Origin of the sequence: Mediterraneibacter sp. NSJ-151, assembly GCF_022487435.1 — a bacterium.
Classification (GTDB): domain Bacteria; phylum Bacillota; class Clostridia; order Lachnospirales; family Lachnospiraceae; genus Schaedlerella; species Schaedlerella hominis.
Window position 1 is genome coordinate 23,051 of the sequence record NZ_JAKVPP010000021.1, and the last position, 21,397, is coordinate 44,447.

Sequence of the window (21,397 nt, forward strand, 5' to 3'; positions counted from 1 at the left end):
CAGTGATGATAAAAAATTATCAAATTGTTTATGGGGAAGCAATTTGTAACAAAAGCGGAGGAAAGAAAAAATGAACGAAAAATTTCCACATTTATTTGAGCCAATCAAAATTGGAAAAACAACTGTAAAGAACAGAATTTTTATGCCACCAATCTCTACTAACATGGCAGACAAAGGATATGTGACAGATGCATTAGTAGAGCATTACTCAGCAAGAGCAAAGGGTGGGGTCGGACTTATTGTTACAGAAGTTACGACAGTAGAACCTGTATATACTTATTTGCCGGGAGATATGTCTATTTATGATGATTCTTATATTCCTGGCTGGAAGAAGTTGGTAGATGCTGTGCATCAGTATGATACAAAAATTTTGGCACAGTTATTCCACCCGGCTTATATGGCATTTCCAATTCCGGGAACACCACAGCTAATCGCACCATCTAATGTAGGACCATATTACGCAAAATCAGCACCGAGAGCGGTCACAGTAGAAGAGCTGCATGTATTGGTTCAGCAGTTTGGAGAGGCTGCACGTCGCTTCCAGATTGCAGGTGGAGACGGAGTTGAGATTCAGTGTGCACATGCACATGGTCTGCTCGGAGGTTTCCTTACTCCACTTTATAATAAGAGAACAGATGAGTATGGCGGAGATATTAATGGTCGTCTTAGACTGACACTGGAAGTAATTGCCAAGATTCGTGAACTTTGCGGCGATGATTTTATCATTGATGTCCGTATTTCGGGTGATGAGTATAGTGATGGCGGATTGACACTCAATGACATGATTTATGTCTCAAAACAGCTTGAAAAGACAGGTGTTGATTTCATCCATGTTTCCGGAGGAAACACGATCAAAAGAGGAAGTTCTATGCCGGCACCTGGTACATCACCTGCACCTCATGCACATGCAAGTGAAGAAATCAGAAAACATGTGAATATTCCGGTATCTACAGTTGCAAGAATTAATGAGCCTTGGGTAGCTGAAGAATTGATTGCAAATGGAAAAACAGATATTTGTATGATTGGCCGTCCAAACTTATGTGACAGTGAATTTGCAAATAAAGCGGCTGCAGGAAAGACGGATGATATTCGTCCATGTATTGGATGTGGCCGATGTCTGACGGGAATTATGTTTGGTAATCCGATTAGCTGTACAGTGAATCCATCGGTTGAATCTGAAGAAATCGAAGAAGCTAAAGATAAGAAAAAAATTCTTGTGATCGGTGGAGGACCGGCAGGAATGGAAGCAGCGTATGTTGCGAAGAAACGTGGACATGAAGTTGTTCTCTGTGAAAAGAGTGGAGAGCTGGGAGGACTTCTCAGACTTGCAGCCGTTCCAATTGCAAAGCAGGAACTTTGTAAAGTAATCAAATTCATGACACGTCGTCTGAAGAATGAAGGAATTGAAGTTCGTATGAATTGTGAAGTTACTCCAGAAATGCTTGCCGGAGAATTTAAGGATTATGAGGTTGTCTGTTCAACAGGAGCAGTTCCTAAGGAAATCCCTCCTTTTAAGGTCTTTAAGCAGACAATGACAGCAGATGATGTGCTTGCCGGAAGAAAATATCCGGGAAGAAAAATCGTTGTTCTTGGAGGCGGATCTGTAGGTTGTGAAACAGCAGATTACCTTGCACCATTGATTGATGATATGTTCCCTGCAAACCGTGACATTACAGTTATCGAGATGACACCATCTCTGATGCCGGGAGAAGGCGGAGCAGCGAAGAGTCAGCTGACAATGAGACTCAAGAGAAAAGGTGTAAAGATTGAACTGAACAGTCAGGTAACAAAGGTTGATGAGACTACAATTACTTATGAGAAGGATGGAAAGGAATACCATATTACAGATGCTGATACGCTGATCTTTGCAGTCGGATATGCACCGAGCAAGGTAGAGAATACCGAAGAAAGAGTTCATTTTATCGGAGATTGTGATAAAGTCGGAACTCTGAAAGATGCAATTGCTGCAGGACACAAACTGGCAGAAGAATTGTAATTGAAAAAAAGATGATGTTGTTTAAGCTTTCTTTATAAGCTTGGCAACATCATCTTTTTTAAATCAAGAAATAACGAATATTTTATATGGTTTTATACAAGCAGTTTTCGAATCATATCTGCTGTAAATGTAACAGAAGTAACGTGATTCACTTCAATTTGATAGAGTGTGTGCGCTGCAATATGTTCAGCTGCCTGTTCAAGATCACGTATTCCGGAAGTGTTTGTATAGATTTTCATAATTTCATCCAAAGCATCAGAAGGAATAATACATTCATTCTCCTTTAATCCAATTCTCTTTAAAATCTTTGGAAGTGCAAATTTTGAGAAGATGACTTTCTTCTCTTCGATAGTGTAATCCGGTAATTCAATTACTGCAAAACGTGACATCAAAGGAGCACTGATCTGATCTTTATCATTGGCCGTTGCAATCGGATAAACACCGGAAGTAGGAATCATACATTCAAGATAGTTATCAGTAAATCCAAGGTTGTCGAGTAATGTTAAGAGTACATCGGCAGGATTTCCATTTCCCTTTCCGGAAGAAGCCTTATCTAATTCGTTAATGATGAAAACGAGATTAGATTCTCCTGCCATAGAGAAAGCATCCATGATAATGCCCGGTTTTGCATTGGAATAAATACGTGAGCTTCCTGTCAACTGTTCCGGGTCATTTATGGAACTCATATCCAGACTTGACCAAGGCAGTTTCAGAATACGTGCTACGGCATAGGCAATCTGTGATTTACCGGTTCCGGCAGGACCAATCAGTAAAAGTCCATACGCAGGGAGTGTATGTGTTCGGTTAATTTGAATGATTGTTTCAATAATACGTTGTTTTACACGTTCCATTCCGTATAATTCTTCATCAAGGATGCGTCGTGCTTCAACAGGATCAATTGCCTCAAAATAATTATTTTTCCATTGGATATTCATCATAATGGAAAGTGCACGTTGTGCATGGCGGCGCTCTTCAGGAGAAACTTCGTGTGAACGGGCAACAGCAAGGTTACGTCTTGCCCAGAGCCGGATATTATCTGGCAGTGTACGACCTGCACAAGTCATGAAGTCAGTGATGCTCTGAAGACTTGTAAGCTTCATTTCATCGCCGTCCTCCATTGCTTCTTCATCTTCAGCTTCCTCTGTAGGGGCACTGCTTGCTAAAAGACGGTCAATCATAAACTGTAAAAAACCATCTTCAGCTGAAAGCTTTGTGCCTCCTCCAAATGCAATTTCACGTATACGATATATCGCATAGCCATCTGGTCGGTTTTCTCCTGATAAGCGAACGTTGATATGGTTCTGTCCAAGCCATTTTAAAAGACTTACAAAGCGGCTGTCGATTTGAAGAATATCTGCTGTATAAGTACCTTCTTCTGTATCAAATTCAAAGGAAGTACGCTTTACAGGGTTAGTGAAAACACCACAGGAATAATGCTCCCATTTTCTACTTGTGTTATCAAGTAACATAATCGGTTTTTCCGGGGAAGGGTCAGATTCACTGGATTGAAATGTTGTATAGGTACAAATGGATTTGTTTTTAGCGTCTGTTGTGTCATTAAAATCAAATACTGGCATGATTCATTCTCCTTGTGTAATGCTAATTGAGTCTGTTTATAAGTTTGAAATTCAATTAAATTGAAAATCTTAATATTCTGATTATAGCAATTTCATGTCCATATGACCAGATGGGAATTGAAAATATCTTGTAAAAATATCTTTGTAAAATATGTTATCATTTATATAAAGAAGTGATACAATGAAAAATGTTACTGTTTTATATCAGATGTGAGATGACTCCCACCTCTGTAGGTGGCGAGTAACAAATCAGTATCAGTGGTGGGAGTCAATCCCCCATCTGATATAGCCTCCGGCAGGATTGCAGAGATGCGCAGAAGAAGTATGTCATGCATTGCATGACGCGCATCTCGCAGCAAGAATGCAGAGGCATTCTTGAATATAAAAACAGTGGCAGAGGGAGGGATAAGAATGGCAATGGATCTGACAAAGGAACATCCTGATAAAACATTATGGAAGTTTCTGTTGCCAATGATGATAAGTGTGATGTTTCAACAGTTTTATAATATTGCAGACAGTGTGATCGTCGGAAGATTTGCAGGGGAGGATGCATTGGCAGCTGTCGGGGCATCTTATCCGATTACGATCATTTTTATGGCTTTTGCAGTAGGAATGAATCTTGGAACATCGGTAGTTGTTTCACGCTTGTTTGGAGCTGGAGATAAAAAGGGTGTCAAACGTGCAGTGACCACTGCATTGACGGCGTGCTTGCTGCTTAGCATGATACTTTGTATTTTTGGGGTATTTTGTTGTAGATGGATGATGAGTGCGATACATACGCCGGAAAACATTATGGCAGAAGGAATTTTATATTTACGGATCTATGTGTTCGGCTTTTTCTTTCTGATGTTTTATAATGTTTGCACAGGTGTATTTACAGCATGGGGAGATTCAAAGACACCGTTATATTTTTTGATTGGCTCATCAATCGGAAATATCATATTAGATTACATATTTGTTGCAAAGCTTTACTTAGGAGTTGCCGGAGTTGCCTGGGCAACATTTATAGCACAGGGTGGGGCGGCAATTCTTGCTCTTATTACAATGTCTGTGCGACTTAGGCATATATCAAATGAAAAACAGCCATTTGTGGATAAACACTTATTGTGGCAGATTATAGAAATTGCAGTTCCGAGTATTATTCAGCAAAGTGTATTAAGTGTAGGAAATTTATTTGTTCAAGATATTGTGAATCGATTTGGCTCATCGGTGATTGCCGGATATTCGGGAGCAATCAAGCTAAATACATTTGCAATCAATACATTTATGTGTCTGGGTTCTTGTTTATCTAGTTATACAGCACAAAACATTGGAGCAGGAAAGCAGGAACGGATTCCATTGGGGTTTAAAACAGGAGTTAAACTGTCAGAGATTACAGTGATTCCATTTTTTATATTGTATTTTATATTTAGTCGTCAGATGATGGGATTATTTTTAGATGATGGAAGCATGGAAGCAATCCAGGCAGGAATCGCTTTTTTAAGAATTGTTTCTCCACTATATTTTATTATAGCGGTAAAATTGATGACGGACGGAATTATCAGAGGTGCAGGCGCCATGATGTATTTCATTATCGCAACAGTACCGGATCTGATTCTGCGAATTTGTTTCGCACTTGTTTTATCATCTCGTTTCGGTAGTACAGGAATTTGGATGGCATGGCCGTTTGGTTGGATTGTTGCAACAGTATTGACGATTATTTTTTATCAAAAAGTAAAAAATGGAAAAGTGAAAGAATAATACTTTTGAACTTTAAATTGACATGTTATAATTTACAAAGACAGATTGGATTTGTTAATAAAAGAAGGAGAATTCATATGATTTTAGCAATTGATATAGGCAATACAAATATTGTTCTCGGATGTGTAGACAATCAAAAGACATATTTTATTGAAAGACTTGCCACAAACAAGACGAAAATGGAATTGGAATATGCAATTGATATTAAGATGGTACTTGATATTCATGAGATTGATGTGGAGACATTAGATGGGGCAATTATCTGCTCCGTAGTTCCACAGATTACTTATGTGGTTAAAGAAGCTGCAGAGAAGATTCTGAAAAGAGAAACGTTAGTTATCGGTCCGGGAGTAAAAACTGGATTAAATATTTTGATTGATAATCCATCCCAGCTTGGAAGCGATCTTGTGGCAGGAGCAGTAGCTGCAATTGCACAGTATCCAACTCCACTTGCAGTATGTGATCTTGGAACGGCTACAACAGTTTGTGTCATTGATGCGAAGAAAAATTATCTGGGAGGTATGATTTATCCCGGAATCAATGTTTCATTGAATGCATTAACTTCCAATGCATCTCAGCTTCAGGGAATTGGTCTGGAAGCTCCGAAAAAAATAATCGGTAAAAATACGATAGATTGTATGAAGAGCGGAGTTATTTATTCAAATGCAGCCGCATTAGATGGCATTATTGATCGTTTGGAAGAAGAGCTCGGACAATCAATAACGGTTATTGCAACCGGTGGTCTGGCGAATAAAGTAGTCCCATATTGCAAGAAAAAGATGATAATAGACGAGGAACTGTTATTAAAAGGGTTGCAGATTATTTACGAAAAAAATAGAAAATAAATAAAAGAGAAGAAATAAGAGGCAGAGTACACAGAGCGTGTTCTGCTTCTTTTTTATTTGAAAATAATTTATCAACAAAGATGTAGTATTCAAAACTATATAAAAAAGAAATAAAAACAAGATTAGCTTGACATTTCAAAGAAAAATATTTATATTATAAAATAGTTTTAATATCAAAATAAATGAAAATGGGGTAATCAAATGAATAAAATAAGAGAAAAATTTCCAAGTTTAAAAATCGGAGAGAAAGAAGCAAGAGTTCCGATCATCCAGGGGGGAATGGGTGTTGGTGTCAGCCGTTCCTCACTTGCAGGAGCAGTGGCAAAAGAAGGCGGTGTCGGAATTATTTCCACAGCACAGATTGGTTATGATGAAGAAGGATTTGAAAAGGATCAGGCAAAAGCAAATCTAAAGGCAATACGTAAGCATATTGAACATGCAAAAGAAATTGCTAAAGACGAGAATGGAGAATGTCACGGACTGATCGGTGTCAATGTAATGGTTGCATTGAAGCATTATCAAGAACATGTTAAAGCTGCAGTGGAAGCAGGCGCAGATGTAATAATTTGTGGGGCGGGGTTACCGCTGGATCTTCCGGAATTAGTGAAAGGAAGTGAAACTAAAATTGCACCTATCGTATCAAGTGCAAGAGCATGCAGACTCATTTTTCGTCAGTGGGACAGAAAATACAAGCGAACAGCAGATTTTATTGTAGTGGAAGGCCCGGCAGCAGGAGGACATCTTGGTTTTCACATAGATGAGTTGGAAGAATATGGTTATTTGCAGAAAAAAGATAAAGAAAGTATGGAGCAGGCAAATGAAAAAGGACAGGCTGCAATGGACGAAGAGATACAGGAAATTATTAAATTAAAAAAAGAGTATGAAGAAAAATACCAATGTAATATACCTGTGATTATGGCAGGTGGTGTTTTTGAGTACAAAGATGTGAAGCATGCATTCGAATTAGGAGCAGATGGAGTACAGGTCGCAAGCAGATTTGTTGCAACCTATGAATGTGATGCTTCTGAGGCGTATAAGCAGGCATATTTGCATGCAAAAGAAGAAGATGTACAAATAATTAAAAGTCCGGTTGGATTGCCGGGGCGTGCAGTACGCAACGCATTTGTGAAAAAGACAGAAAAAGAAAAATGTAAAATTCAAAAATGTTATCAATGTCTGGCAAAATGTAATCCTGCAGAAGTTCCATACTGTATAACAAAGGCATTGGTAGATGCAGTGAAAGGTGATGTAGAACAGGGATTAATATTTTGCGGCTCCAATGTAGGAAAAATCCAGGAAATGATGCATGTTGAGGATGTAATCAAAGAGTTGACAGGAGAAATAGAAAGATAGGACAGTGTATGATGTGCTGCGTAAAAAAATAATAAAAAATGCACAAAGTGGAAGGTGGAAACATATACTAAGCAGAGAGTGTATGAAAGTAGATATTACTGTTTGTAAAAATCATAAGAACAGTATCAAAGAGGGTAATCGTTTATGCTGGTGAAAATGATGCAGGAAGGTGTGCAGCGAAATAAAGACCAGGCAGTGGACAGGGGCAGGCTGCAAATTAATGTAACATCAGAAATTACAGCTTATCCTATTGAAAATGCAACAATTTCAATCTCCTATACGGGTGTACCAAATAGTATACTAGAACAATTGCAGACGAATCAGGTAGGGCAGACAGAGGTTGTAGAGCTGGATACGCCGCCATTGGAATACAGTCTGGACCAGACAATAGAGGAGCAGCCATATTCAGAATATACATTGCAGGTGAATGCTCCGGGATTTGAACCAATCAGCATAGCAGGAGCTGAGATTTTAGCAGACGTTACTGCACTGCAGGATGTACGACTGCATCCGCTCGTAGAAGATGCAGAGCCGGAAGTGTATGTTATTCCGGCACATACATTATATGGAGAATACCCTCCTAAAATTCCGGAAGATGAAATAAAGCCAATTAATGAAAGCGGGGAAATTGTACTTAGCAGAGTAGTAATCCCTGAATATGTTATCGTACACGATGGTTCGCCACGGGACAGTACGGCCACAAATTACTATGTGAAATACAAAGATTATATTAAAAATGTTGCATCGAGTGAAATATATGCGACATGGACAGAGAATGCAATTAGGGCAAATGTGCTGGCAATTATGTCTTTTACGTTAAATCGTGTTTATACAGAATACTATCGTAATCGGGGATACGATTTTACAATCACATCATCTACAGCATTTGACCATAAATGGATTCCTAATCGAAATTATTTCGATACGATATCAACTATTGTAGATGAACTTTTTGCAGATTATTTGTCCAGACCGAATGTAAGACAGCCGATATTAACACAGTATTGTGACGGCAGAAGGGTGCAGTGTCCGAACTGGTTAACACAATGGGGCAGTCAAAGTCTTGGAGAACAGGGGTATTCGGCAATAGAAATCCTGCGATATTATTATGGCGATGATATTTATATTAATACAGCGCAGGAGGTGTCAGGGGTTCCTTCATCATGGCCGGGATATGATCTGGAAAATGGGGCGAGCGGGGAGAAAGTACGGCAGATACAAGAACAATTAAATGTGGTGGCAGAAGCCTATCCGTTAATTCCTAAAATTGCAGTGGATGGGATATATGGACCGGCGACAGCAGAAGCTGTTCGTGTTTTTCAATCTGTATTTGGATTACCTCAAACCGGAGTGGTAGATTATCGTACCTGGTATAAAATATCAGAAATTTATGTAGGAGTATCAAGAATCGCAGAACTTAGATAAATTCAAGTCGAGCAGTCGCGAGACTTGGCGCGTGATTCTGGTCAGCATAAGCTGACACATTCTTTACAGAATCACTGCGCATCCTCGCGGAGCGTTTATCTCAGTCGGAGTCTTCTCGACTGAGATAACAGCTATAAGAATGACTAATTATAGAAATTTAGAAATTCTTATAGCTGAAAATATCTAAAAAATTTTTAGATAAATCAAAAAAAAAAGCTGTTAGAAATCGGTTGAATTATAAAAAAGGATATAGTATAATCTTAACAATTTGAGCAGAAGTAAAACAATAAAGGTTATAATGCTTAAAGAAAATAGCACAATAAGATGAAGGGAGCAGATGAACAGATGAAAGCGTTTCTAATTTTAGAAGACGGAACCGTGTTTACTGGAACAAGCATAGGTTCAACAAAGGATATGATCAGTGAAATCGTATTTAATACCTCAATGACAGGATATTTAGAGGTGTTAACGGACCCTTCTTATGCGGGACAGGCCGTTGTGATGACCTATCCACTGATTGGTAATTATGGAATTACACCAGACATGGAATCGAGAAAGGCATGGCCGGACGGTTATATTGTTAAAGAATTATCTCGTATTCCTAGTAATTTTAGATGCCAGGGAACAATTCAGGATTTCTTAAAAGAACAGGATATTCCGGGAATTGCTGGTATTGATACTCGTGCTCTTACTAAGGTTTTAAGAGAAAAGGGTACCATGAATGGAATGATTACAACAAACGAAAATTATAATTTAGAAGAGATTCTTCCTAAATTAAAAGCTTACACAGTAGGTGATGTCGTTTCTAAAGTAACCTGCGATGAGAAGTATACATTAGAGGGAACAGGGAAAAAAGTTGCCCTTTTAGATCTTGGAGCAAAGAATAATATTGCAAAATCATTAAATGAACGCGGTTGTGAGGTGACTGTTTATCCGGCACATACAACAGCAGAAGAAATCATTTCTTCTAATCCTGACGGAATTATGTTATCCAATGGACCTGGAGATCCGGCAGATTGCACATCTATTATCGAAGAAATCAAGAAATTATACAATACAGATATTCCAATATTTGCTATTTGTTTAGGACATCAGTTGATGGCCCTTGCTACAGGTGCGTCTACACACAAGTTAAAATATGGACATAGAGGTGGAAATCATCCGGTAAAAGATTTACAGACAGGTCGTGTATATATTTCATCACAGAACCATGGTTATGTAGTAGATGCTGAAAACGTAGATCCAAATATTGCAGTACCGGCATTTGTAAATGTTAATGATGGAACAAATGAAGGCCTTGCATATGTAGGAAAGAATATTTTCACTGTACAGTTCCATCCGGAGGCTTGCCCTGGACCACAGGATTCGGGATACTTATTCGACAGATTTATTAATATGATGGGAGGAGTCAAATAATGCCTAGAGATAATAGTATAAAAAAAGTATTGGTTATTGGCTCAGGTCCGATTGTTATCGGACAGGCAGCAGAGTTTGATTATGCAGGAACACAGGCATGTCGTTCATTAAAAGAGGAAGGTCTTGAAGTTGTTCTTTTGAATTCAAATCCGGCGACCATCATGACAGATAAAGATATTGCAGACCGCGTATATATCGAACCACTTACAATAGAAGTAGTTGAGCAGCTGATCAAAAAAGAGAAGCCTGACAGTGTGCTTCCAACACTTGGAGGACAGGCAGGACTCAATCTTGCAATGGAATTGGAAGAGGCAGGATTTTTAAAGGAAAATAATGTTCGTTTGATCGGTACAACTTCAGAGACAATTAAAAAGGCAGAGGACCGTCTTGAATTTAAAGCTACAATGGAAAAAATCGGGGAGCCTGTAGCAGCTTCACTTGTTGTCGAGAATGTAGAAGATGGTCTTGCATTTGCAAATAGCATCGGTTATCCGGTTGTACTTCGTCCGGCATATACATTAGGAGGAAGCGGAGGTGGTATCGCTCATGATTCACAGCAGCTTATCGAGATTCTGGAAAATGGTCTTCGTCTTTCTCGAGTAGGACAGGTTTTGGTAGAGAGATGTATCGCCGGCTGGAAAGAAATCGAATATGAAGTGATGCGTGATAGTAAAGGAAACTGCATTACAGTATGTAATATGGAAAATATTGATCCTGTCGGAGTTCATACAGGAGATAGTATCGTAGTAGCACCATCGCAGACATTGGGAGATAAAGAGTATCAGATGCTCCGTACTTCTGCATTAAATATCATCAGCGAATTGAATATCACAGGTGGATGCAATGTACAGTATGCTTTGAATCCGGATTCATTTGAATATTGTGTAATTGAAGTAAATCCACGTGTAAGCCGTTCTTCTGCTTTGGCTTCCAAAGCGACAGGTTATCCAATTGCAAAGGTAGCTGCCAAAATTGCACTTGGTTATACTTTGGATGAGATTAAAAATGCAATCACACATAAAACATATGCAAGTTTTGAGCCAATGCTTGATTATTGCGTAGTAAAAATTCCAAGACTTCCATTTGATAAATTTATCAGTGCAAAGAGAACATTGACAACTCAGATGAAAGCAACCGGAGAAGTTATGAGTATCTGTGATAACTTTGAAGGTGCATTAATGAAAGCAATACGTTCTCTGGAACAGCATGTAGACAGTCTTATGTCTTATGATTTTACAAATCTGTCAGATGACGATCTGATGGAAGAACTTCATATAGTAGATGATATGAGAATGTGGAGAATAGCAGAAGCAATCCGCCGTGGCGTGTCATATGAGACGATTCATGATATTACAAAGATTGATATCTGGTTTATCGACAAATTTGCGATTATTACAGAGATGGGAGAAAGACTCAGAACAGAAGAACTCACACCAGAGCTTTTAAAAGAAGCAAAGAGAATTGAATTCCCAGACAATGTGATTGCCGATTTGACAGGAAAAGATGAACGTGAGATTCATGATATGCGTCATGCAAATGGTATCGTAGCAGCATATAAGATGGTTGATACTTGTGCAGCTGAGTTCGCAGCCGAGACACCATATTACTATTCTGTATTTGGTTGTGAATCAGAAGTCGAGAAGACAAATGATAAAAAGAAAGTACTGGTATTAGGTTCCGGCCCAATCCGTATCGGTCAGGGTATAGAGTTTGACTTCTGTTCCGTACATTGTACATGGGCATTTTCAAAAGAAAATTATGAAACAATTATTGTAAATAACAACCCGGAGACAGTAAGTACTGACTTTGATATTGCAGATAAGTTGTATTTTGAGCCATTAACACCGGAAGATGTGGAAAGCATTGTAGATATTGAAAAACCAGATGGAGCAGTTGTTCAGTTTGGTGGACAGACAGCAATTAAATTAACAGAAAGTCTGATGAAGATGGGAGTTCCGATTCTTGGAACATCGGCAGAAAATGTAGACAAAGCAGAGGACAGAGAGCTCTTTGATGAAATCCTGGAAGAGTGTGAGATTCCGAGACCGACAGGTGGAACTGTATTTACAGCAGAAGAAGCAAAAGAAGTAGCAAACAGACTTGGATATCCTGTACTGGTTCGTCCTTCATACGTACTTGGCGGACAGGGTATGCAGATTGCAATCAATGATCATGATATTGATGAATTTATCGGAATCATCAATAGAATTGCACAGGATCACCCAATTCTTGTAGACAAATATTTACAAGGTAAAGAAATCGAAGTAGATGCTGTATGTGACGGAGAGGATATTCTGATTCCGGGAATCATGGAGCATATCGAGAGAGCCGGTATCCATTCAGGAGACAGTATTTCAGTATATCCGGCACAGAGTCTGACACAGTCTGCAAAGGATAAGATTGCAGAATATACAAGAAGACTCGCAAAATCACTGCATGTAATCGGTATGATCAATATACAGTTTATTGTATGTGGAGAGGACGATGTATATGTAATCGAAGTAAACCCTCGTTCCAGCCGTACAGTGCCATATATCAGTAAAGTAACAGGCATTCCAATCGTACCACTTGCAACGCAGGTTATCATCGGTAAGAAAATACGTGAATTAGGCTACACACCGGGACTTCAGAAGGAAGCAGATTATATTGCGGTTAAAATGCCGGTATTCTCATTTGAGAAGATTAGAGGAGCAGATATCAGCCTTGGACCGGAAATGAAATCGACAGGAGAGTGTCTTGGAATTGCAAAGACATTCGACGAAGCATTATACAAAGCATTTATCGGTGCAGGAATCAAATTGCCGAAATATAAAAATATGATCATGACAGTTCGTGATGAAGAAAAAGAAGAGGCTGTGGAGATTGGTCGTAGATTTGCAGATATCGGATATCGTATCTTCGCGACAAGCGGGACAGCGGCTACTTTAAGAGAAGCAGGTGTGAAGGCAATCCCGGTTCGTAAGATTGAACAAGAGTCGCCAAACCTTCTGGATTTAATTCTTGGTCATGAAATTGATCTTGTTATTGATATTCCGGCACAGGGAGCAGAGCATTCAAAAGATGGATTTATTATCCGAAGAAATGCGATTGAGACAGGTGTTAATGTATTGACAGCAATGGACACAGCAAAAGCCTTGATCACCAGTCTTGAAAATACAGATATTCAGAAACTGACATTGATCGATATTGCAAAAGTGCAGTAAGAAAATATGAGAGATAAAAAACTTTACATTTACAAAATGTGAGTTATAATAGTAAAGGTAATTAAAGCGGACATGACTTGAGTGGAATGTCCGCTTTTTGGAGTTTGTTGAAAGGAAGATAGCATTCATGAAGAGACAATTTGATCTGCTTAGAAAAACAATGCCCTTGATACACAATATTACAAATTATGTGACGGTGAATGATGTCGCCAATATCCTGCTTGCGTGTGGAGGGAGTCCGATCATGTCAGATGAGGTGGAAGATGTGGAAGATATCACATCTATTTGTAATGGATTGAATATCAATATCGGGACATTACATAAATCAAGTATCGAAGGTATGCTGCGTGCAGGAAAAAAGGCAAACGATTTGCATCATCCGATTTTATTAGATCCGGTAGGAGCAGGTGCAAGTAAATTCCGTACAGAAACGGCCCTGGGATTAATGCAAGAGTTAAATCTTTCAGTTATCAGGGGGAATATTTCCGAAATAAAAACTCTGGCACTTGGAAGTGGGACAACAAAGGGTGTAGATGCAGACGTGTCGGATGCCGTAACAGAAGAAAATTTAGAACAGGCAATTGAGTTTGTGAAAGCTTTTTCTAAGAAGACGGGAACGATTATTGCTGTGACAGGTAGAATCGATTTGGTTACAGATGGAAATAGATGTTATGTGATCCGTAATGGGCGCCCGGAGATGGGGAAAATCACCGGGACAGGATGTCAGTTATCCGGTATGATGACAGCATTTATTACTGCGAATCCAGATGAAATGCTCGAAGCGGCAGCAGCGGCGGTCTGTGCTATGGGACTTGCCGGGGAGATTGGATGGAGCAGGATGCAAACAGGAGACGGCAACGCTACCTATCGCAATCGTATTATAGATGCTATTTATAATATGACAGGAGATATTTTAGAAAAGGGTGCAAACTACGAAATTCGATAAATTTTGTACAAAAAGGATGGTAAAATAGAATGAATTGTGAGAAGAAAGATTTGATTTTATATGCAGTAACAGATCGTCATTGGCTAAATGGAGAGACACTTTACAGTCAGGTTGAAAAAGTATTGAAGGGTGGGGCGACATTTATTCAGCTGCGCGAAAAGAATCTGGATGAAGAACATTTTATGGAAGAGGCAAAAGAAATCCAGGAGCTTTGCCGTAAATACCATGTTCCATTTATAATTAATGATAATGTTGAACTCACAGCAGCAATTGATGCAGATGGAGTACATGTAGGACAGCGTGACATGGAAGCCGGTGATGTTCGTGCAAAACTTGGTCCGGATAAAATTATCGGAGTTTCAGCACAGACTGTACAGCAGGCAGTGGAAGCTGAAAAAAGAGGTGCAGATTATTTAGGAGTTGGGGCAGTATTTCCAACAGGGACCAAAGAAGATGCAGTTGAAGTCGGAAAAGAGGTTCTGAAGGAAATATGTGAAGCGGTTTCTATTCCGGTTGTTGCAATTGGAGGCGTTGGAGCGCATAATGTAGAAGAACTTGCAGGAAGTGGTATTAGTGGCATTGCAGTTATCAGCGCGTTGTTTGCTCAGCCGGATATTGAACAGGCAACAAAAGATTTAAGGAGCCGTACGGAACAGATGCTTGCAAAATAACACTGCAAATGGATGAGGTAAAGGAAATGGTGAAAGGAATAATATTTGATGCGGATGGAACGCTTTTGAATTCCATGCCTATCTGGGAGAATTTAGGAGAGCTTTATTTAAAATCTATGGGGATTGAGGCGAAACAGGGTCTCGGGGAAGTCCTCTTTACAATGAGTCTTCCGCAGGCAGCCCGGTATTTGATTCAAGAGTATCATCTGAATCTGACAGAAAAAGAAATTATAGATGGACTGAATCGTGAGATAGAAGAATACTATGCAAAGAAGGTACCTTTAAAAGAAGGAGTCCGAAGTTTTCTTGAAGGATTTCGTGAGTTACATATTCCGATGGTAATCGCTACAACGGGAGATCGAAAGAATCTTGAGGAAGCCCTAAAGCGATTGGGAATCAGGAATCTGTTTGAAGGAATTTTGACATGTACAGAGATGCAGACAGATAAGTCAAAACCAGATATTTACCTTGCGGCAGCACTTCAGATGGATTGTGATCCGGATGAAGTAATTGTTTTTGAAGATGCATATCACGCAATTGTAACAGCAAAGAAGGCTGGATTTATTACAGTAGGAGTGTACGATCAGGCAAATGACAGAGATTTGGCTAAGATATGGAATACGGCGGATGTATATTTGCCGGGATATGATGATTTTCAAAAATTTTGGTGGAGTATGACAGAAAAAGGAGAAGATGAAGTATGATGAGAACAGCATTATCAATTGCCGGAAGTGATTCTAGTGGAGGGGCCGGAATTCAGGCTGATATTAAGACCATGACTGCAAATGGAGTATATGCTATGACGGCAATTACGGCATTGACAGCACAAAATACTACAGGTGTGACAGGGATTATGGAAGTGACACCGGAATTTCTGGCTCAGCAATTGGATAGTATTTTTACAGATATCCGTCCGGATGCGGTAAAAATAGGAATGGTATCTTCTTCTGCTTTAATTCAGGTAATTGCAGAAAAATTGAAAGAATATAAAGCAGAAAATATTGTGGTTGATCCGGTCATGGTCGCTACAAGTGGTTCAAAATTAATTAGTGATGATGCAATTGAAACTCTAAAAACATGCTTGATGCCACTTTCTTCTATTTTAACACCAAATATTCCGGAAGCAGAAGTATTGGCTGAAATGAAGGTAGAGACAGAAGAGGAGATGATCCTTGCAGCAAAGAAAATCAGTGAAACATTTCATTGCGCGGTGCTCTGTAAAGGCGGTCATCAGTTGAATGATGCAAATGACCTTTTGTACCGAGACGGAGAATATAAGTGGTTTCATGGAAAACGAATCCAAAATCCAAATACCCATGGAACAGGCTGCACATTATCTAGTGCCATTGCTTCGAACCTCGCAAAGGGATATAGCATGGACGAATCCGTAAAAAGAGCAAAAGATTATATTTCAGAAGCTTTGGAGGCAATGTTGGATTTGGGAAAAGGCTCTGGTCCTATGAAGCATTGTTTTAATATTACGGGAAAGTATGTGACATGTGTAAATGATGACTCTAAGGAAGAGGAAGCATAGGATGAAAACAAAAAAGAAATATATGGGAATTCTTTATATTATTATTTCTGCATTTTGTTTTGCACTGATGGCGATGTTTGTGAGATTAGCCGGAGATTTGCCATCTGTTCAAAAAAGTTTTTTCAGAAACCTGGTAGCGTTGATATTTGCATTTGTACTCTTAAAGAAAGATAGGATTGGATTTTCAGGAAAAAAAGAAAATGTAAAATATTTATTTATACGTTCACTTGCAGGAACAATCGGGATTTTATGCAATTTTTATGCAGTAGATCATCTGGTGCTGTCAGATGCTTCTATGCTTAATAAAATGTCTCCGTTTTTTGCTATTATATTTAGTGCTTTGATATTGAAAGAAAAGGTGAAAATTCCGCAGGCATTGATTGTTATCGGTGCATTTCTGGGAAGTTTGTTAATCATTAAACCGACACCTGCAATCTTTTCAGAGCCGGCATCACTCATTGGTTTGTTAGGTGGATTAGGGGCAGGAGTCGCATATACATACGTACGTGTGTTAGGTCAAAAAGGTGAAAAAGGTCCATTTATCGTATTTGTATTTTCCTCATTTTCATGTATTGCTACATTACCATTTTTAATCGTAGATTATCATCCGATGTCAATAATGCAGATCGTGTGTTTACTTTTTGCAGGTCTGGCGGCAAGTGGCGGACAGTTTAGTATTACAGCAGCGTATTTTCATGCACCTGCAAAAGAAATTTCTGTATATGACTACTCACAGATTATTTTTTCAGCATTGCTTGGATTTATTATATTTGGACAGGTTCCGGATATCTATAGCTGGATTGGATATATTATCATCTGCACAATGGCAGTAGTCATGTTTTTATATAATAAGAATAAAGAATAAAATACAAAAGGGTTACTATTTTTGGAAAAGAAAATAGTAACTCTTTTTCTCGTAGTTGATAATAATTCATAAAATAGCTCTTAAATATTGACAAATAGAAAGACTGGCTGTATAGTGTTCCTAGAAAGAACTACTAGTAAAAACAAGGACGGTGTACTACAATGGATGAACATCAGTTTATAGAATGTTTGATCCACTATGGATTGACAAGACAAGAGGCAATTGTGTATCACAGATTGTTGACAGATGGGAAACAGACAGGGTATGAGATAGCGAAAGCGACAGGAATTTCCAGATCGAATGCTTATAGTGCACTGGCTGCATTGACAGAAAAAGGTGCGGCTTATATTTTAGAGGAGAATGCCAAGAAGTATATTCCGGTTGCACTGGAAGAGTTCTGTGAAAACAGTATCAGACGCATGCAAGAAGAGAAAGCCTGGATGCTTGAAAATCTTCCGAGTTCTTATGTGGATGAGGAAGGGTATATTACAATTGAAGGAGAGAGCAATATCAGTAATAAGATACATAATCTTTTGAATGAGACAGAGGAGAGGGTATATCTTTCCTGTTCATATCTATATTTAAGTGAATTTCAAGAGGAATTAATGAAATTGGAACAGCAGGGCAAAAAGGTTGTGATCATTACGGATGGAGTCTGTCCATTGGAAAATGTACAAGTATATACCGGTGATTCAAAGGGAAAACAGATTGGAATTATTACAGATTCCAAACATGTGCTGACAGGTGAGTATGGGAAAGGAAGTATGAATACCTGCCTTTATTCCGGAAAAAAGAATTTCGTGATGCTTTATAAAAATGCATTGGCGAATGAGATAAAACTAATGACATTAAGTAAGGAGAAGCAATAAGATGAGTAAAAAACCATTTGTGACAAAAGAGCAGATTGAAGAAATTACAAAAACATATCCAACACCTTTTCATCTTTATGATGAAAAAGGAATTCGTGAAAATGCAAAGGCATTGAAAGAAGCATTTGCATGGAATCCGGGATATAAAGAATATTTTGCTGTCAAAGCAACACCAAATCCATTTTTAATCCAGATTTTAAGAGAATATGGATGTGGGTGCGACTGCTCTTCATATACTGAATTGATGCTCTCAGAGGCAATGGGAGCAGTAGGACAGGATATTATGTTTTCATCAAATGATACACCGATGGAAGAATTCCAGTATGCAGATAAATTGGGTGCCACAATCAATTTAGATGATATTACACATATTGATTTCCTGGAGAAAGCAATTGGACATATTCCGGAAAGAATCAGCTGTCGTTATAATCCGGGTGGATTGTTTAAGATAAGTAACGATATTATGGATAATCCCGGAGATGCAAAATATGGAATGACAACAGAACAAATGACAGAGGCATATAAGATCCTGAAGTCTAAAGGAGCAAAAGAATTTGGAATTCATGCATTTCTTGCAAGTAATACAGTGACAAATGATTATTATCCAATGCTTGCGAAGGTGTTGTTTGAAGAAGCAGTTAAACTTCAGAAAGAGACTGGAGCACATATTACGTTTATTAATCTTTCAGGCGGTATTGGAATCCCTTATAAACCAGACCAGACACCAAATGATATTCGTGCAATTGGAGAAGGTGTCCGTCGTGTATATGAAGAAGTTCTTGTTCCTGCCAAAATGGGAGATGTTGCAATTTATACAGAATTAGGTCGTTTTATGATGGGACCTTATGGATGTCTGGTTACAAAAGCAATCCATGAGAAACATACACATAAAGAATATATCGGTGTAGATGCATGTGCTGTGAATTTGATGCGTCCTGCAATGTATGGTGCATATCATCATATTACTGTAATGGGGAAAGAAGACCAGCCATGTGACCATAAATACGATATTACAGGATCCCTGTGTGAAAATAATGATAAATTTGCAATTGACCGTATGCTTCCAAAGATTGATAAAGGAGATTATCTGGTTATTCATGATACAGGGGCACACGGCTTTTCAATGGGATATAACTATAATGGAAAATTAAAATCAGCAGAATTGCTTTTGAAAGAAGATGGAAGTGTACAGCTGATTCGCCGTGCAGAGACACCGGCAGATTATTTTGCGACATTTGATTGTTTTGATATTGGAAAAAAATTGATAAATAAATAATAATAAAAAAAGAGCCGCGTGGCTCTTTTTTTATTGTCTTATATTAGGAAAGCGTCTTTCCTGATGCTGTATTTGAAAATTTTAAAGATGCTTCCACAAATCCCTTGAATAGTGGGTGTGGTTTGTTTGGTCTGGATTTTAACTCAGGATGTGCCTGTGTTGCAATGAACCAAGGGTGAGATGGAATTTCAATCATCTCTACAATACGTCCGTCAGGAGAAAGACCTGAAAGCATCATGCCGTTCTCTTCCAATACTTCGCGATAATCGTTGTTGACTTCATAACGATGACGATGACGTTCGTTGATGTCTTTTGTTCCATACAATGCATAAGCTTTAGAATCCTCTTTCAGTACGCAAGGGTATGATCCGAGTCTTAATGTTCCTCCAATATCTTCGATACCAATCTGGTCAGGCATAATATGGATGACAGGATGCGTTGTATTTGGATTTAATTCCATGCTGTGAGCATCATTGTAGCCGATAACGTCTCTTGCAAATTCAACAATAGAAAGCTGCATACCAAGGCAAAGACCAAGAAATGGAACATTATGTGTTCTGGCATATTTAATTGCTTCGATTTTTCCTTCAATACCACGATCTCCAAATCCGCCAGGTACTAAAATACCGCTTACATCACCAAGGATTTCTTCCACATTTTCAGATGTAACAGTTTCAGAATCAACCCACTTGATATTTACAGTAGTATGACTATAGATACCTCCGTGTTTTAATGCTTCTACCACACTGATATAAGCATCATGAAGCTGGATGTATTTTCCGACAAGTGCAACAGTAACTTCCTGTGTCGGATGACGCAAATTATCTACCATTTCTGTCCAGTCTTTTAAATTTGGCTCTGGACAAGGCAAATGCAGGGATTCGCAGACAACCTGTGCCAGGTGCTCTTTTTCCATAGCAAGTGGAGCTTCATATAAGTAATCCACATCAAGGTTTTGCAATACATGATTAGCAGGAAGATTGCAGAACAAAGAAATTTTGTCTTTCATTCCCGCGTCCAATGGGTATTCAGAGCGGCATACGATGATGTCCGGCTGAATTCCCATTCCCTGCAATTCTTTTACGCTTGCCTGAGTTGGTTTTGTTTTCATCTCCTGAGATGCTCTCAGGTAAGGAATTAAAGTAACGTGGATCAGAATAACATTTTCTGCTCCTTTTTCATGTTGAAACTGACGGATGGATTCAAGAAATGGTTGACTCTCAATATCTCCGACAGTACCACCGACCTCAATAATCGCGATTTCAGTATCTGTAGCAGCAGGATTACGGTAAAATCTGCTTTTGATCTCGTTTGTAATATGTGGAATAACCTGAACGGTACCTCCACCGAAATCGCCACGACGTTCTTTCTGTAATACAGACCAATAAATTTTACCTGTTGTGACATTCGAGTTCTTAGTAAGATTCTCATCGATAAAACGTTCATAATGTCCAAGGTCAAGGTCTGTTTCAGCACCATCATCTGTTACGAAGACTTCTCCGTGCTGAACGGGATTCATTGTTCCCGGATCAATATTAATATAAGGATCAAATTTTTGCATTGTCACAGTATATCCGCGGGCCTTCAAAAGACGGCCGAGAGATGCTGCTGTGATTCCTTTTCCAAGACCGGATACGACACCTCCGGTGACAAATACATATTTTACTGCCATATTATCCTC

At 38.8% G+C, this 21,397-nt stretch carries 16 protein-coding genes; 14 read left to right on the forward strand and 2 right to left on the reverse strand.

The features are described 5' to 3' along the window. The first annotated feature begins 70 nt into the window (after positions 1–70). Positions 71–1,996 carry an oxidoreductase gene (locus tag LQE94_RS15465; RefSeq protein WP_240578119.1) on the forward strand — a complete coding sequence of 642 codons (1,926 nt, stop codon included), beginning with the start codon at positions 71–73 and terminating at the stop codon, positions 1,994–1,996. Positions 1,997–2,088: 92 nt separating this feature from the next. Here the strand turns inward: LQE94_RS15465 and LQE94_RS15470 are convergent, their stop codons facing one another. Next, entirely contained in the window at positions 2,089–3,573 is a 1,485-nt protein-coding gene (locus LQE94_RS15470) for an AAA family ATPase (protein ID WP_022076170.1), read from the reverse strand. Positions 3,574–3,984: 411 nt separating this feature from the next. Here LQE94_RS15470 and LQE94_RS15475 point away from each other — a divergent pair, with 411 nt between their 5' ends. From LQE94_RS15475 to LQE94_RS15535, 13 genes are all read left to right on the forward strand, one after another. Next, complete coding sequence (locus LQE94_RS15475) at positions 3,985–5,313, forward strand: MATE family efflux transporter (RefSeq protein ID WP_240578120.1); 1,329 nt, start codon at positions 3,985–3,987, stop codon at positions 5,311–5,313. Between the two features lie 77 nt (positions 5,314–5,390). Then, on the forward strand, positions 5,391–6,158 hold the full coding sequence (locus LQE94_RS15480) for a type III pantothenate kinase (protein ID WP_240578121.1): 768 nt from the start codon (positions 5,391–5,393) through the stop codon (positions 6,156–6,158). 201 nt (positions 6,159–6,359) lie between these two features. Then, positions 6,360–7,511, forward strand: coding sequence for an NAD(P)H-dependent flavin oxidoreductase (locus LQE94_RS15485; protein WP_240578122.1), 1,152 nt, complete (start codon positions 6,360–6,362; stop codon positions 7,509–7,511). Between the two features lie 144 nt (positions 7,512–7,655). Next, positions 7,656–8,936 carry a peptidoglycan-binding domain-containing protein gene (locus LQE94_RS15490; RefSeq protein WP_240578123.1) on the forward strand — a complete coding sequence of 427 codons (1,281 nt, stop codon included), beginning with the start codon at positions 7,656–7,658 and terminating at the stop codon, positions 8,934–8,936. 345 nt (positions 8,937–9,281) lie between these two features. Then, a complete protein-coding gene (locus LQE94_RS15495; RefSeq protein WP_022076175.1) occupies positions 9,282–10,352 on the forward strand; it encodes a carbamoyl phosphate synthase small subunit in 1,071 nt (356 codons plus the stop codon). Further along, positions 10,352–13,555: a carbamoyl-phosphate synthase large subunit gene (gene carB / locus LQE94_RS15500; protein ID WP_240578124.1), complete on the forward strand. Its 3,204-nt coding sequence runs from the start codon at positions 10,352–10,354 to the stop codon at positions 13,553–13,555. Before LQE94_RS15495 ends, carB begins: the two co-directional genes overlap by 1 nt. A gap of 127 nt (positions 13,556–13,682) precedes the next feature. Beyond that, complete coding sequence (gene thiM, locus LQE94_RS15505) at positions 13,683–14,501, forward strand: hydroxyethylthiazole kinase (RefSeq protein ID WP_240578125.1); 819 nt, start codon at positions 13,683–13,685, stop codon at positions 14,499–14,501. Positions 14,502–14,530: 29 nt separating this feature from the next. Next, the gene (thiE, locus tag LQE94_RS15510; protein ID WP_022076178.1) at positions 14,531–15,172 is read left to right on the forward strand and encodes a thiamine phosphate synthase; all 642 of its coding nucleotides are present in this window, start codon (positions 14,531–14,533) and stop codon (positions 15,170–15,172) included. Between the two features lie 26 nt (positions 15,173–15,198). After that, positions 15,199–15,876 carry an HAD family hydrolase gene (locus tag LQE94_RS15515; RefSeq protein ID WP_240578126.1) on the forward strand — a complete coding sequence of 226 codons (678 nt, stop codon included), beginning with the start codon at positions 15,199–15,201 and terminating at the stop codon, positions 15,874–15,876. Further along, the gene (thiD, locus tag LQE94_RS15520; protein WP_118723789.1) at positions 15,876–16,706 is read left to right on the forward strand and encodes a bifunctional hydroxymethylpyrimidine kinase/phosphomethylpyrimidine kinase; all 831 of its coding nucleotides are present in this window, start codon (positions 15,876–15,878) and stop codon (positions 16,704–16,706) included. The genes LQE94_RS15515 and thiD overlap by 1 nt, the downstream gene beginning before the upstream one ends. A gap of 1 nt (position 16,707) precedes the next feature. Beyond that, a complete protein-coding gene (locus LQE94_RS15525) occupies positions 16,708–17,571 on the forward strand; it encodes a DMT family transporter (RefSeq protein ID WP_022076181.1) in 864 nt (287 codons plus the stop codon). A 161-nt stretch (positions 17,572–17,732) separates the two neighbouring features. Then, entirely contained in the window at positions 17,733–18,440 is a 708-nt protein-coding gene (locus tag LQE94_RS15530) for a TrmB family transcriptional regulator (protein WP_240578127.1), read from the forward strand. 1 nt (position 18,441) lies between these two features. Further along, entirely contained in the window at positions 18,442–19,716 is a 1,275-nt protein-coding gene (locus tag LQE94_RS15535) for a diaminopimelate decarboxylase (RefSeq protein ID WP_118723523.1), read from the forward strand. Positions 19,717–19,759: 43 nt separating this feature from the next. Here the strand turns inward: LQE94_RS15535 and LQE94_RS15540 are convergent, their stop codons facing one another. Continuing rightward, positions 19,760–21,388, reverse strand: coding sequence for a CTP synthase (locus LQE94_RS15540; RefSeq protein WP_022075590.1), 1,629 nt, complete (start codon positions 21,386–21,388; stop codon positions 19,760–19,762). Positions 21,389–21,397: the final 9 nt, after the last annotated feature.

Bases quoted from the DNA above. Each gene is read 5' to 3' on its own strand.
- LQE94_RS15465 (WP_240578119.1), top strand. From the start codon at position 71: ATGAACGAAAAATTTCCACATTTATTTGAGCCAATCAAAATTGGAAAA.
- LQE94_RS15470 (WP_022076170.1), bottom strand. From the start codon at position 3,573: ATGCCAGTATTTGATTTTAATGACACAACAGACGCTAAAAACAAATCC.
- LQE94_RS15475 (WP_240578120.1), top strand. From the start codon at position 3,985: ATGGCAATGGATCTGACAAAGGAACATCCTGATAAAACATTATGGAAG.
- LQE94_RS15480 (WP_240578121.1), top strand. From the start codon at position 5,391: ATGATTTTAGCAATTGATATAGGCAATACAAATATTGTTCTCGGATGT.
- LQE94_RS15485 (WP_240578122.1), top strand. From the start codon at position 6,360: ATGAATAAAATAAGAGAAAAATTTCCAAGTTTAAAAATCGGAGAGAAA.
- LQE94_RS15490 (WP_240578123.1), top strand. From the start codon at position 7,656: ATGCTGGTGAAAATGATGCAGGAAGGTGTGCAGCGAAATAAAGACCAG.
- LQE94_RS15495 (WP_022076175.1), top strand. From the start codon at position 9,282: ATGAAAGCGTTTCTAATTTTAGAAGACGGAACCGTGTTTACTGGAACA.
- carB (WP_240578124.1), top strand. From the start codon at position 10,352: ATGCCTAGAGATAATAGTATAAAAAAAGTATTGGTTATTGGCTCAGGT.
- thiM (WP_240578125.1), top strand. From the start codon at position 13,683: ATGAAGAGACAATTTGATCTGCTTAGAAAAACAATGCCCTTGATACAC.
- thiE (WP_022076178.1), top strand. From the start codon at position 14,531: ATGAATTGTGAGAAGAAAGATTTGATTTTATATGCAGTAACAGATCGT.
- LQE94_RS15515 (WP_240578126.1), top strand. From the start codon at position 15,199: ATGGTGAAAGGAATAATATTTGATGCGGATGGAACGCTTTTGAATTCC.
- thiD (WP_118723789.1), top strand. From the start codon at position 15,876: ATGAGAACAGCATTATCAATTGCCGGAAGTGATTCTAGTGGAGGGGCC.
- LQE94_RS15525 (WP_022076181.1), top strand. From the start codon at position 16,708: ATGAAAACAAAAAAGAAATATATGGGAATTCTTTATATTATTATTTCT.
- LQE94_RS15530 (WP_240578127.1), top strand. From the start codon at position 17,733: ATGGATGAACATCAGTTTATAGAATGTTTGATCCACTATGGATTGACA.
- LQE94_RS15535 (WP_118723523.1), top strand. From the start codon at position 18,442: ATGAGTAAAAAACCATTTGTGACAAAAGAGCAGATTGAAGAAATTACA.
- LQE94_RS15540 (WP_022075590.1), bottom strand. From the start codon at position 21,388: ATGGCAGTAAAATATGTATTTGTCACCGGAGGTGTCGTATCCGGTCTT.